This window comes from Polaribacter litoreus, from assembly GCF_054584775.1.
Window position 1 is genome coordinate 20074 of record NZ_JBTLRD010000002.1, and the last position, 13785, is coordinate 33858.

Consider the following 13785-nt stretch of genomic DNA (forward strand, 5'->3'; position numbering starts at 1 on the left):
CAATCAAACGAATTATATAAATTATGAAATCACAATTTCAGCCAGATGAAAATGGATATTTTGGACAATTTGGAGGAGCTTTTATTCCTGAATTATTGTATCCAAATGTAAAAGAATTAGAAGATAATTACATACAAATTATCGAATCTGAAGAATTCCAAAAAGAATACAAATCTTTATTAAAAGATTATGTTGGGCGTCCAACACCTTTGTATTATGCCAAGCGTTTATCAGAACAAAATGGAGCGTATATCTATTTAAAACGCGAAGATTTATGTCATACAGGTGCACATAAAGTAAACAATACCATAGGCCAGGTTTTAATAGCTAAAAAATTAGGAAAAACTAAAATTATAGCAGAAACAGGAGCAGGCCAACATGGAGTGGCAACAGCTACAGTTTGTGCTTTAATGGGTTTAGATTGTACTGTTTTTATGGGCGAAAAAGATATTGTTCGTCAAGCACCAAATGTTGCTAGAATGAAAATGTTAGGTGCTAAAGTTGTACCAGCAACTTCTGGATCTAAAACGTTAAAAGATGCTACAAACGAAGCCATTCGTTATTGGATTCAGAATCCAGAAACGTTTTATTTAATTGGTTCTGTAGTTGGTCCTCATCCACATCCAGATATGGTGGCTCGTTTACAAGCAGTGATTTCTGAAGAAATAAAATGGCAATTAAAAGAAAAAACGGGTAAAGAAAATCCTGATACGATTATTGCTTGTGTTGGTGGTGGCTCTAATGCTGCTGGTGCTTTTTATCATTATATGGATGATGAAAATGTAGAATTAATTGCAGTAGAAGCTGCAGGTTTGGGTGTAAATTCTGGTGAAAGTGCAGCTACTTCTCAATTAGGTGAAGTTGGAATTATTCACGGATCTAAAACCATTTTAATGCAAGATGAATATGGGCAAATTGTTGAACCGTATTCTATTTCTGCAGGATTAGATTATCCTGGAGTTGGCCCTTTACACGCTTATTTATACGAAAGTAAAAGAGCTAAATTTATGAATGCAACTGATAAAGAAGCATTAGCTGCTGCTTATGAATTAACTAAGGTAGAAGGAATTATTCCTGCTTTAGAAACAGCACATGCATTAGCGGTTTTACCTAAAATTGAGTTTAAAAAAGACCAAGTTGTGGTTGTAAATTTATCTGGTAGAGGAGATAAAGATTTAGAAACCTATATCAAACATTTAGAAGAATAGATTAACTATTGTCATTATGAGGAAGAATGACGAAGTAATCTTTTAATTTAAGATTGCTTCACTTTATTCGCAATATCGAAATAGAAAAAATTATGAATTCAATCGAAAAATTATTTCAAGAAAAAGATAAAAATTTATTATCTATATATTTTACTTGTGGTTATCCAAATTTAAATGATACCACCACAGTAATTTCATCTTTAGAAAAAAGTGGTGTAGATTTTATTGAGGTTGGTTTGCCTTATTCAGATCCTTTAGCAGATGGCCCAACCATACAAGATAGTAGCCAAAAAGCTTTACAAAACGGAATTAACTTAGACTTGGTTTTTGAGCAGTTAATGAGCATTAAAGCATCTAATAAAACTCCTTTGGTTTTAATGGGATATCTAAATCAGATGTTAAAATATGGCGAAGATAAATTCTGTCAAAAAGTTGTAGAATGTGGAATTGATACTTTAATTCTTCCAGATTTACCAATGGTTGAATTCGAAAATCATTATCAAGAATTATTTGATAAATACGGACTTACCAATGTGTTTTTAATCACACCTCACACATCCGAAGAAAGAATTCAAAAAATTGATTCTTATACAAAAGCATTTATTTATGTTGTGGCTTCTGCATCAATCACTGGTGCTAAAGGAGAAATTTCTAACCATCAATTGGCTTATTTTGAGAGAATTAAAGCAATGAATTTAAAAAGTAAATTAATTGTTGGTTTTGGTATTTCTGATAAACAGACTTTTAATACAGCTTGTAATTATGCAAATGGAGCCATAATTGGGTCTGCTTTTATTAAAAATTTAGGAAAAAACGGAGTTGCATCTATTGATGATTTTATAAAACCGATCATTAGCTAGAAAACGGATATATAAACTACTTATCTTAGATAGAAGACTCTTTTTTATACTCTAAAATATCTGCAGGTTGGCAGTCTAAAGCCTTGCAAATAGCTTCTAATGTAGAAAAACGAACCGCTTTTGCCTTACCCGATTTTAAGATCGATAAGTTGGCAGTGGTAATACCAATAATCTCAGCTAATTCTTTACTCCGCATTTTACGTTTGGCAAGCATTACATCTAAGTTTACAATGATTGCCATATTTATATTGTTAAATCGTTTTCTTGTTTTGTTTTTCTGGCTTTAGCAAACACTTCACTTAAAAACATAAAAAATAATCCTATCAGAATAGAAACGATAAGAGAATTATTAATACCTAGTTTTATATCATTAAGAATAATTATTCTAAGAATGAAATTCAATACAGAATAGCTTATGCCTGTAATAAGAATTAGTTTTCCAATTTTTTTAAAATTTTGAATAACCAATTCGGTGAAAAAATTGCCATTAGTTAAGTCTGTAAGTGTGTTTTTTAATAGAAATATGGCTTTTAAAAAAAGAATAAATATTGTAGCATTAAAGAAAATAATCATTGCAAATTGGGGTAAACTTAAGTTAGCAACATCATATTCTCCGTTAAGATCTAAAGATTTAATTTTCCCTAAACCAAATAAAATTGGAAGTACTGCAACCGTAATTACAAAGATTATAAGAAGTAGATAATAGTAAATATGAATTAATTTATTGAGTGTAGCAATTGTTTTCATAAGAGAATAGTTTTTATTATTTGACAATGCAAATATATAAAAATTATTGAAAAACAATAATAAAATATTAAAAAAGAGTAATTTTAATCTTGTAGTATAGAATTCTTGGTTATAGTAAATTGTTTACCATCAGCTAAAGTTATTGTAAAAGGTTTTGAAAGACGAACTGTTTTTCTAAAATAGTTGTCTAAATCGCAAAAATTGTCAAACTGTTTTCCATTTACAGATAACACTTCATCTCCTTGTCTTACACCATTTTGCCATAAAACGCTTTCTTCTGCTACTTTAATAATTCGCATTTTGTTTTTATAAAATAAAACAGAACATGGATATCCTTTAAATGTATTGTTGATATTGGCTTTAGAACTATACAACACATCTTTTTTTAAAGACAAAAAAAGTTGATTATTTTGCCATAATCGATTTCCTATTTTAGAAGATTTTTGGTTGTTATACACTACAATTGGTGAGATACTAACGTCATGAGAAATGCCTTCTGCATACTTTACAATTTTAGCCGATGATGAGGTAAGAAGACCATTTACATCCATACTAGCACTTTGCGTTGACAAATTTGGATAATGATCAATTGTAGAAAATTTGTATTCGCGTTTAGAAATATTAGAAAAACCTCCAGCACCAGTATCTAAAAGAAAGCGAATTTCTTTATTTTTTCGTTTTAGAAAAACATAAGGTCTTTTATCTTGATAATTAAAGTTTAAACGATGCATCGTTTTTAGCTTGTCTGGAAAATAATTTGATGGATACATCACTAAAATTTTTCGCTCAAAATCAATAGTCCAATTCAGCTCTTTTATAATATCTACACCCAGAATTCCGTCGATATTATAGCAAGAAAACACATCATTTTTAGCAGTATTTAATATGCTGTGTTTTCTAATTTTTCTGCTTCCTAGTTCTATTAATCCACTTTTATAAAAGCGCATTTTACTTTTTAAACCACTAGAGGAAGTAATATTTATTGTTTTTCTTGTTGGTTTTAGCTCGTTTTTTGCCCAATCATACGAAACAGAATTGGTAGCGCCAGTATCAAAAGCAAATTGCTTTTTAATGCCATTAAAAGTTATCGGAATAATTATTAAGCCTAAATCAGTTCTAAACGGAATAGTATCTTGAAATGCTGCATGGTTTTGAGCAAAACTTGATGGTAGTAAAGCAATTAAAAGTAAAAATAATAGTTGCTTTCTTAAAAATTCTAAGTAATAGTTAAGCGCTAGATTCAAACTTTTTTAATCACATTCGTTACAATGCCCCAAATCACAAAATCATTATCTTCTGTAATTTTAATAATTGGGTAATTAGGATTTTCTGGTTGCAGCCAAACTTCATTTTTTTCAACTCGTAAACGTTTTACCGTAAATTCGCCATCTAAGAAACAAACGGCTATTTTGTTATTTGCAGGTTCTAGGCTTCTATCAATTACCAATAAATCATTATCATCTAAACCAGCATTAATCATAGATTGCCCTTTTACTTTGGCAAAAAATGTGGCATCTTTATTCTGTATTAACTCATCATCTAAAGAAATTCGAGTTTCTCTAAAATCATCAGCAGGTGATGGAAATCCAGCAGAAATTCCGGTATCTATTAAAACAGCTCCAGTTCCTAATGAAGTTTTTGGTGTAAAAAAAGTAAGTGTATTTGAGCTTCTCATACTGTGCAAATTACAATTTTTCTACAAATTTCTGCGCATATTCTTTAATGATATTTTGATCAAAATAAGGTTCTTCTTCAATACGCCCAATTACATTTACATTCGTCATTTTTTTGATGATACTTTCTGTAGTGGGGTGCTCATCACCAGAAAAAATAAGAGATACATCAAATCCTTTTTCTTGTAATAAATTGATGGTTAATAAGGTATGATTAATACTCCCCAAATAATGACGAGAAACCACAATTACTTTATAATCAGGTTCAATGATGTCTAAAATAGTATCGCAATCATTTAAAGGAACCAACAAACCACCTGCGCCTTCAATAACCAAATGATTCTCTGTTTTTGGTTTTACAATATCTTTTAAGTTGATGTGAATTCCGTCAATTTCAGCAGCAGCATGTGGACTCATAGGCGTATGTAACGCATATGCATTTTGATGAAAAACAGATCTAGAATTCGATATAAATTGCTGTACTTTGTGTGTGTCAGAATTGTCTAAATCTCCAGCTTGAACAGGTTTCCAATAATCTGCTTGTAAAGCTTCTGTTACAATCGCAGCAGCAACTGTTTTGCCTACTTCTGTTGATATTCCTGTGATAAAATATGTTTTCATTTAAAAAGTGTCTTACAGTTGTTGCAAATTAATTTTCTTCCTTCAAAAAAAGGAAATAGCATATAAAAAATATTTTTTCGGTGTAATGGAGCAACTAAAATTTTGTTTGATTTGCATTTTGGGCAGCAAATATCCTTTCCATCGGCATCTTTTTGGTATGTTCTAATTTCAGTGTATATTTCTACAGCTTTATCAAAGTCATCTTTATGTACTAATAATTTTACACCTCCAATTGCTCCACTAATTAAGGGGTCAGAATCTATAGTAGCTTCATCCATTAGCATTGTTTTTAATTGTTCAGAATCTAACTTAGATTTTGTAACATAAGCCTCAGAAGAATACTCAAAAAGAGCTAGTATTTTGTAATTATCATTCATAAAAGATAAAACATTATTAAACAAAAATACGCATCACTTCTAAGACTTTACTAATTTCTTCTGTAGAATTATAACTGTGTAAACAAAAACGTAAACGTTCTTTACCTTTTGGTACTGTTGGCGATAAAATAGCTTTAACATCAAAACCTTTTTGATGCAGCTTTTCTGAAATTAATTTTACAGTTGAATTTTCTGGAATTATACAACACTGTATGGCTGAGCAACTGGGTATAAATCCCCATTGTCTTTCAGACATTTCCCCAAAGGGAAACATTGGAAACTCGAATCTTTTTACTTCTTTTATAAAGTGATGAATATTTTTCTGCAATTGATCCTGTGGGTTCTCGATACAAATTTGTTCATTCTTCTCAAATTCACTCGAACTGACACGAAGTTGCTGATAAGCCATTTTTATAGTTGCCAAAGAATGAGGAGGCAAACCAGTTGTATAAATAAAACTACGTGCAAAATTTACCAAATAGTTCTGTAAACTTTTGCTTCCTAAAATTGCTGCTCCATGGCAACCCATCGCTTTTCCGAATGTAATAATTCTGGCAAATACATCGTTTTGTAAATTTAGTTTTTGAACCAAACCAGCACCAAAAACGCCAATGGCATGGGCTTCATCAACAATTAAAAAGGCATTGTATTTTTTGCAGATTTTAGAAATGGCAACCAAATCTGGTGAATCTCCATCCATAGAAAAAACAGATTCTGTAACTACATAGACCTCCTGCTGAATTTGATTCAGTATCTCTTTGTCTCCTTGAGCGCAGTCTAAAGGTCTTAGTCGTTTTAACATCTTCTCCAAATCCTCCAAATCATTATGCAAAAACTTAAAAGCTTTTGCATTACTTAATTTAATTCCATCGCGTATGGAAGCGTGACTCAATTCATCATACAAAATAATATCTCCACGTTGTGGAACTGATGAAAAAAAACCAATATTAGCATCATAACCAGAATTAAAAATTGTGGCAGATGCAGTTTGATGAAATTCACTTAAAAATTTTTCAAGGTCATTATATAAACAATGATTTCCAGACAATAATCTACTGCCTGTTGCTCCATTTTGATTGAAGTTATGATTAATTAAGTATTGATGAGTTTCCTTGAAAATAGTTTCAGATTGTGCAAAACCTAAATAGTCATTTGAAGAAAAATCGACTAATGTAGTGGGTAACGTTAAGTTACGTAACGCATTATTCTCTTTACGAGATTGTAATCGATTTGTTAATTTCTTTGGAGCATTCATCACTACAAAAATAACAAAATTATATACCTTTACTTTTATGTTTGCATTGGTAGATTGTAATAATTTTTATGCGTCTTGTGAACGGGTTTTTAATCCGAATTTACAAAACAAACCGGTTGCTATTTTAAGTAATAACGATGGTTGTGTGATTTCTATGAGTGATGAAGCTAAGAAAATTGGCCTGCCTTTTGGCGCTCCAATTTTTAAATGGGAACAGTTTTGTAGAGAGAAAAATATTACTGTACTATCTTCTAACTATCCTTTGTATGGAGATATGAGTGCAAGAGTAATGAATATTCTTGCTGATTTTTCTCCAGATATCGAAGTCTATTCTATTGATGAATCTTTCTTAGAATTTAAAGGTTTTGAGCATTACGATTTTGCAGAATATGCTGTAAAAATGCGAAGCCGAATTTTAAAATGGACAGGAATACCTACTTGCGTAGGTGTTGCACCTACAAAAGCATTGAGTAAAGTTGCCAATAAAATTGCACGTTCTAATTTAAAGCAATCTAAAGGTATTTGTATTATTGATTCTGAAGAAAAAAGAATTAAAGCCTTAAAGTGGATGCCCATTAGTAAAGTGTGGGGCATAGGTAAAGGTTTGCAAAAAAGGTTAGAAGCCAAAGGTTGTGTAACCGCTTTTGATTTTACGCAAATTTCAAGTGATTGGGTGCTCAAAGAATTATCTATTGTAGGTTGGCGCTTGCAAAAAGATTTACAAGGTATATCTAAAATTCCTCTAGAAGAAGCAGTTACTTCTAAAAAAATGATTGCTACAACACGTAGTTTTGAAAACACCTATTCAGATATCGATAATATTAAAGAACGCATTTCTACCTTTGCAGCAAGTTGTGCCAAAAAATTACGTGAGCAGAAATCAAATTGTCATGTAATTTATGTTTTTTTAAGAAGCAATCGGTTTGATAAAAGTCAGCAATATCAAAAAGAAAACAGAACTGTTATGCTGTCTTATCCAACAGACAGTACATTAACTATTGCTAAAGCTGCTGTAGCTGCTGTAGAAACTATTTTTAAAAAAGGGGTAAAGTATAAAAAAGCAGGAGTTATTATTTCTGGTTTAGTGCCTAATGATAATTTTCAACTTAACCTGTTTGCACACGAAAACCCGAAACACAAACCCTTAATGTCTGCTATTGATAGTTTGAATAAAAAATACAAATCAGATAAAATTAAATTGGCAAATCAAGATTTAAAACGCACCTGGAAAATGCGTCAAGAACGATTATCGCCTAAATACACCACAAATATTAATGAAGTTTTGGTGGTAAGATAAATAGATGTAGTGAGCACCTGAAATAAGTTCAGAGTTAAAAAAGTTTAAAAAGAATGCAAAAAGTAGCAAATACATACCAAACTAAAAAAATGCAAGAAAAAGGCGCTCTACAAAAAAGAGACAAAAAACACCTTTGGCATCCACTAAAACAGCATCAAACACATCCAGAAAGTTTGGCCATTGTAAAAGCAAAAGGATGCATCTTAACCGATGAAAATGGTAACGAATATATAGATGCCATTTCTTCTTGGTACACCTGTATGTTTGGGCATTGTAATGAGTATATTACAAGTCGTGTTCATCAACAAATGCAAGTTTTAGATCAAGTAATGTTTAGCGATTTTACGCACGAACCTGCCATACAATTATCAGAAAATTTAATTAAAATTTTACCAAAAAATCAGAATCGTATTTTTTTTAATGATAATGGTTCAACAGCGGTAGAAGCTGGTATTAAAATGGCATTGCAATACTATTTTAATTTAGGTGAAAAACGAAACACATTCATCGCTTTCGAAAACGGTTTTCATGGAGATACTTTTGGGGCAATGTCAGTTTCTGGTTTATCAGTTTACAATGGGCCTTTTGAAGATTTTTTGATGGATGTACAACGAATTCCTGTTCCTGATGGAAAAAATCATCAAGAAATTCTAAATCAAATTCAACAAATTACAGTCCAAAATAAAGTAGCAGGATTTATTTACGAGCCGATTATTCAAGGTGCAGCAGGTATGAAAATTCACGATGCAAATGGTTTAAATGCAATTTTAAACTTTTTTAAAACCAATGATATTTTAACGATTGCAGATGAAGTAATGACCGGTTTTGGCAAAACAGGGCGTAATTTTGCATCCGATTTTATCGAAACAAAACCAGATATTATTTGTCTAAGTAAAGCACTTACTGGCGGTTTAGTTCCGCTAGCAATTACCAGTTGTACAGAAAAAATTTACACGGCTTTTTTAAGTAACGAAATGGCAAAAGGTTTTTTTCATTGTCATACCTACAGTGCAAATCCAATAGCCTGCGCAGCTGCAAATGCTGCAATTGAGTTGTTACAAACCGATGAAATTCAACAAAACATTAAAACGATTTCAGCCTCACATAAAGCTTTTCAAGAATACATTTGCAAACATCCAAAAGTAAAAAGGGCACGTTTTCAAGGGGTTATTTTTGCTTTAGATTTAGATACTAAAATGCAACGCTATGGAAGTTTACGAGATAAATTATTACAATTTTTTATGCAGCGAGGTGTTTTTTTACGTCCTTTAGGCAATACCATTTATATTCAAGTTCCTTATGTAATTACAAAAAAAGAATTGCAAAAAGTGTATAAAACTATAGAGGAAAGTTTAGCAATTATTTAGGGCGTTCAGTGGTTTGCATATATGCAACAAACCACTGCAGGCTTTCGGCAGTCGCTTCCCGATGAAAAATCGGGAGAGCTCCAACAATGCCTCAATCCTTAACGCGAAAAAAATTAGAGAAGACCTTTCAGGTTTCAAAAACCTGAAAGGTCTCAAAAGAATACTTATTTTTACAGCCTCAACATGAATCAACCCATATCCATTACAGCTTTTGCTTCCATTTCTGCATTAGGAAGTAATCCAAAAGAAATTTGGCAAAATTATTTGTCAGATAAACACTTTTTAACTGAAAAAGAGATTTCGCCAAAAGGTCGAAATGAGACACTTAAGCACAATAAAAAATTTGTTTTTGTTGGTCAGCTATCTCAAGAAAATCAACAAAAAATATATGAGTTGAGAAACTCAGATTCAAAATATAAAAAGTTAGATGATACTGTTTTGTTTGCCATTTATGTGTCTAGAGAAGCTATAAAAAATGCAAATTGGAATTCAAACGACAACTTCGGAGTCAATTTTGGATCTTCAAGAGGTGCAACAGCTTTGTTTGAAAAATACCATCAAGAATTTTTAGAAACGCAAAAATCATCTACCTTAAGTTCGCCAACCACAACTTTAGGTAATATTTCTTCTTGGGTGGCGCACGATTTACAAACTTCGGGTCCAGAAATATCACATTCTATTACCTGTTCTACAGCTTTACATTCTTTGTTAAATGGTATAGCTTGGATGAATTCAGGAATGTCAGATAAATTCTTAGTAGGTGGAAGTGAAGCTCCTTTAACCGATTTTACAATTGCACAAATGCAAGCGCTCAAGGTATATTCAAAATCTCAATGTCATTCTGAGCTTGCTAGTACTGAACTTGATTCATGTGTCGAAGAATCTTATCCCTGCCAATCTTTCGACCTAAATAAAAAACAAAACACAATGGTTTTGGGTGAAGGGGCATCAGCCATTTGTTTAGAAAAAGGAATCTTAAAAAATGCTTTAGCAACTATTTCAGGTATTGGTTTTGCCACAGAAGTTTTAAAACACAACACTTCTATTTCTGCAAATGCAGATTGTTTTCAAAAATCGATGAAAATGGCTTTAGGTACTACTTCTCCAGATGAAATTGATGCCATTGTAATGCACGCTCCAGGTACTATAAAAGGAGATCAATCTGAAATAAATGCAATTTCTAAAATATTTTGTAACAAAATTCCTTTTCTAACTACTAATAAGTGGAAACTCGGTCATACTTTTGGAGCTTCAGGGTTGTTAAGTCTAGAATTAGCACTCTTCATGTTGCAACATCAAAAAGTAATTGCTGTTCCTTTTGCTAACCAACAACTTGAACCCAAAAAATTGAAAAAGATATTAGTGAATGCTGTTGGTTTTGGTGGGAATGCAGTTTCTATTTTATTGACGAAATAAGTGCTTTTATTACGTCTAAATTTTATTATATTTATTGGCTTAAAAAAGAATTGTTATGAAAATAATTATCAACACAAGTTGTCCTTTTTTTTAACGAGTCAGTAATATCGTACGATAGTTTATATTGACAAATACATTAAAACCTATAAATTGAACAACTTAATAGAAATCTTATTCTCTCCTGTAAACATTACTTTAACTGTTTTAATGTTGATTCTAGTTCTATATTGGATTCTTACCATGGTTTCTGGAGTCGATTTTGATTTGGACGTTGATGTGGATGTAGATATTGATATTGACGCCGATATTGATGCTGATGTAGATACTAGTATTGATGGTGGAAATGTTGATTTTCAAGATTTTTCTAGTACAGAAGTCAGTAAAGAGGTAAAAGTAAAAAACAGAAAAAAGTCATTAAAATGGTGGCAAAAGCTGTTAATTTTTTTCAATTTTATTGGCTTACCTTTTATGTTTACGTTTACTTGTTGGATTTTTATTTGGTGGATGGTTACAACAATAACTACAACAATCACAGATAGCTATAACAATTCTCTAGGGCATACCATTATGTTGTTAGGGCTTTTTCCAGCGTTGATGTTAACCAAGCTTTTTACAACACCTTTTAAAGGGTTTTTTAAAAATTTAAATAAAGACGGAGATTTACCCATTGAAATTATTGGTAGAAGAGGAGTCTGTTTATCAACAATAAAAGATGATAAAATGGGGTCTGCTGAGGTAGTGGTAGATCATACACCATTAGCGATTTATGTAAAATCTTTGAGTGGTGTACAAATTGATTATAAAGAGCCAATTTTAATCGTAAAACAAAGTAAAAACAAGAATTATTATTACGTACAATCATATAAAACTAACTAAAAACAAAAAAAAATTATGCCAGAAGGATTATTAGGAATTATAGGAATCAGTTTAGGACTTATACTATTCCTCGTTATTGTTTATTTTGCAATTATTGCAATGTTCTACAAAAAAATTCCGCAAGGAGATGCGCTTGTAAGAACAGGTTTTGGAGGAACCAAAGTAGCTACAGATAAAGGTTTATATGTAGTACCCGTTTTTCACAGAGTAGAAATTATGGATATTTCTGTAAAGAAAATTCAAATTGAAAGATTGGGTAATGAAGGTTTAATCTGTAAAGATAATATGCGCGCAGATATTAAAGTTGCCTTTTTTGTACGTGTAAATAATGAAATTGAATTCATTAAAAAAGTTGCACAAACTATTGGATGTGGCAGAGCATCAGACATAAAAACATTAGAAGATTTATTTGAAGCAAAGTTTTCAGAAGCTTTAAAAACGGTTGGTAAAAAGTTTGAATTTATAGAACTATATGAAGCTAGAAGAGAGTTTAGAGATGAAATCGTAGATATTATTGGCACTGATTTAAATGGCTATACTTTAGAGGATTGTGCTATTGATTATTTAGAGCAAACTCCAGTTTCATTCTTAAAAGCAGATAATATTTTAGATTCTGAAGGAATTAAAAAAATCACGGAATTAACTGCGGCTCAAAATGTAAAGTCGAATTTAATTATGCGTGATGAGCAAAAAACCATTAGAAAACAAGATGTTGAAGCACGTGAAGCGATTTTAGAATTAGACAAGCAATTGGCAGAAAAAGAAGAACAACAAAAAAGAGAAGTTGCCAATATTAAATCTAGAGAAGAAGCTAATATTTTAAAAGTATCTGAAGAAGAGCGTTTAAAGTCTGAATCTGCCAGAATTTCTACAGAAGAAAAATTACAAGTTGCCGAAGAAAATATGCAACGTCAAGTAATTGTAGCTGCTAAAAATAAACAAAGAACAGATGCAGTTGAAACCGAAAGAGTAGAAAAAGATAGAATGTTAGAAGCTACTGAAAGAGAACGAATTGTAACTTTAGCACAGATAGAAAAAGAGAAAGTAGTTGAGGTTGAGAAAAAGAACATTCAAGATGTAATTCGTGATCGTGTTGTATTAGAAAAAGGCGTAGTACAAGAGCAAGAAAATATGAAAGATATTCAAGCTTTTAAAACTGCGGATAGAGATAAACAAGTAAAAATTACCTTAGCAGAAGCTGATGCAGAAGAAGCATTAATTAAAACTACAAAAGCTGCAGAAGCACAGAAACAAGCAGCAATTCAACAAGCTGAAGAAATTAATATTGAAGCTTTAGCGAAAAAGCAAGCTAGCGAAAAAGAGGCTGAAGCACGTAAGATTTTGGCAGAAGCAACTGCTAAAGAAGAAGCTGTAATTGGTATGTCTGAAGCACAAGTAATGCACGCAAAGGCAGATGCACACGAACGTGAAGGTTTGGTTGAAGCAATAATTATTGAGAAAAAAGCTAAAGCAGAAGCAACAGGAATTGAAGCAAAAGCAGTTGCCGTTGAAAAAGAAGGAATGGCAGAAGCAGCTGTAATCAAAGAAAAAGCTTTAGCGGATGCTGCAGGAATTGAAGAGAAAGCAAATGCAATGAAAAAACTGGATGGTGTTGGTAAAGAGCACGAAGAATTCAAGTTGCGTTTAGATAAAGAATTAAAAGTTGATTTAGCTGAAATTAATATTCAAAAGGATATTGCAGATGCACAAGCAAGTGTAATTGCAGAAGCGTTAAAAGCGGCTAATATTGATATTGTTGGTGGAGAAACGATGTTCTTCGATCAAATTGTTGGGCAAATTACCAAAGCAAAAGGTTTTGATAGATTAGTGCAACATTCAGATAATATTCAAGATGTTAAAGATGCTATTTTAGGAAGTAATGATGTTAAAGGAAATCTTCTAGAAAAAGTAAGAGATTTTGCTACGAAATACAATGTGTCTTCTGAAGATTTAAAAAATCTTTCTGTAGCGAGTATTTTAATGGATTTAAAATCAAAAACTTCAGATAAGCAAGAAAGTAATTTGTTTTCTAACCTCCTAAATTTAGCCAAAAGTTTAGGTCTGGATGATAAGAAATTGGGTTAGATT

At 31.6% G+C, this 13785-nt stretch carries 14 protein-coding genes; 7 read left to right on the forward strand and 7 right to left on the reverse strand.

What is annotated here, in order from left to right; genetic code table 11:
* Positions 1–23 precede the first annotated feature (23 nt).
* Complete coding sequence (gene trpB / locus ACW9UN_RS01270) at positions 24–1208, forward strand: tryptophan synthase subunit beta (RefSeq protein WP_459483170.1); 1185 nt, start codon at positions 24–26, stop codon at positions 1206–1208.
* Positions 1209–1300: 92 nt separating this feature from the next.
* Entirely contained in the window at positions 1301–2068 is a 768-nt protein-coding gene (gene trpA / locus ACW9UN_RS01275) for a tryptophan synthase subunit alpha (protein WP_459483172.1), read from the forward strand.
* Between the two features lie 25 nt (positions 2069–2093).
* On the opposite strand, the gene ACW9UN_RS01280 is transcribed toward trpA, so the two are convergent.
* The 7 genes from ACW9UN_RS01280 to ACW9UN_RS01310 all read right to left on the reverse strand — a co-directional run bounded on the left by ACW9UN_RS01280 (position 2094) and on the right by ACW9UN_RS01310 (position 6741).
* A complete protein-coding gene (locus tag ACW9UN_RS01280; protein ID WP_459483174.1) occupies positions 2094–2309 on the reverse strand; it encodes a helix-turn-helix domain-containing protein in 216 nt (71 codons plus the stop codon).
* A gap of 2 nt (positions 2310–2311) precedes the next feature.
* Positions 2312–2815, reverse strand: coding sequence for a DUF2975 domain-containing protein (locus tag ACW9UN_RS01285; protein ID WP_459483176.1), 504 nt, complete (start codon positions 2813–2815; stop codon positions 2312–2314).
* Positions 2816–2898: 83 nt separating this feature from the next.
* Positions 2899–4059 (reverse strand): aspartyl protease family protein, encoded by a 1161-nt coding sequence (locus ACW9UN_RS01290; RefSeq protein ID WP_459483178.1) that lies wholly within the window; start codon positions 4057–4059, stop codon positions 2899–2901.
* Positions 4056–4490 (reverse strand): LexA family protein, encoded by a 435-nt coding sequence (locus tag ACW9UN_RS01295; RefSeq protein WP_459483180.1) that lies wholly within the window; start codon positions 4488–4490, stop codon positions 4056–4058. The genes ACW9UN_RS01290 and ACW9UN_RS01295 overlap by 4 nt, the downstream gene beginning before the upstream one ends.
* Positions 4491–4500: 10 nt before the next feature.
* Positions 4501–5109, reverse strand: coding sequence for a dethiobiotin synthase (gene bioD / locus ACW9UN_RS01300; RefSeq protein ID WP_459483182.1), 609 nt, complete (start codon positions 5107–5109; stop codon positions 4501–4503).
* On the reverse strand, positions 5106–5486 hold the full coding sequence (locus tag ACW9UN_RS01305) for a putative signal transducing protein (RefSeq protein ID WP_459483184.1): 381 nt from the start codon (positions 5484–5486) through the stop codon (positions 5106–5108). The genes bioD and ACW9UN_RS01305 overlap by 4 nt, the downstream gene beginning before the upstream one ends.
* Before the next feature lie 16 nt (positions 5487–5502).
* Entirely contained in the window at positions 5503–6741 is a 1239-nt protein-coding gene (locus ACW9UN_RS01310) for an aminotransferase class I/II-fold pyridoxal phosphate-dependent enzyme (protein ID WP_459483186.1), read from the reverse strand.
* 37 nt (positions 6742–6778) lie between these two features.
* Between ACW9UN_RS01310 and ACW9UN_RS01315 the strand changes: the two genes are divergently transcribed.
* The 5 genes from ACW9UN_RS01315 to ACW9UN_RS01335 all read left to right on the forward strand — a co-directional run bounded on the left by ACW9UN_RS01315 (position 6779) and on the right by ACW9UN_RS01335 (position 13782).
* A complete protein-coding gene (locus ACW9UN_RS01315) occupies positions 6779–8038 on the forward strand; it encodes a Y-family DNA polymerase (RefSeq protein ID WP_459483188.1) in 1260 nt (419 codons plus the stop codon).
* Positions 8039–8091: 53 nt separating this feature from the next.
* Positions 8092–9405 carry an adenosylmethionine--8-amino-7-oxononanoate transaminase gene (gene bioA / locus ACW9UN_RS01320; protein ID WP_459483190.1) on the forward strand — a complete coding sequence of 438 codons (1314 nt, stop codon included), beginning with the start codon at positions 8092–8094 and terminating at the stop codon, positions 9403–9405.
* Positions 9406–9588: 183 nt separating this feature from the next.
* A complete protein-coding gene (locus tag ACW9UN_RS01325) occupies positions 9589–10821 on the forward strand; it encodes a beta-ketoacyl synthase N-terminal-like domain-containing protein (RefSeq protein WP_459483193.1) in 1233 nt (410 codons plus the stop codon).
* A gap of 150 nt (positions 10822–10971) precedes the next feature.
* Positions 10972–11697: a hypothetical protein gene (locus ACW9UN_RS01330; RefSeq protein WP_459483195.1), complete on the forward strand. Its 726-nt coding sequence runs from the start codon at positions 10972–10974 to the stop codon at positions 11695–11697.
* A gap of 15 nt (positions 11698–11712) precedes the next feature.
* Positions 11713–13782 carry a flotillin family protein gene (locus ACW9UN_RS01335; RefSeq protein WP_459483196.1) on the forward strand — a complete coding sequence of 690 codons (2070 nt, stop codon included), beginning with the start codon at positions 11713–11715 and terminating at the stop codon, positions 13780–13782.
* Positions 13783–13785: the final 3 nt, after the last annotated feature.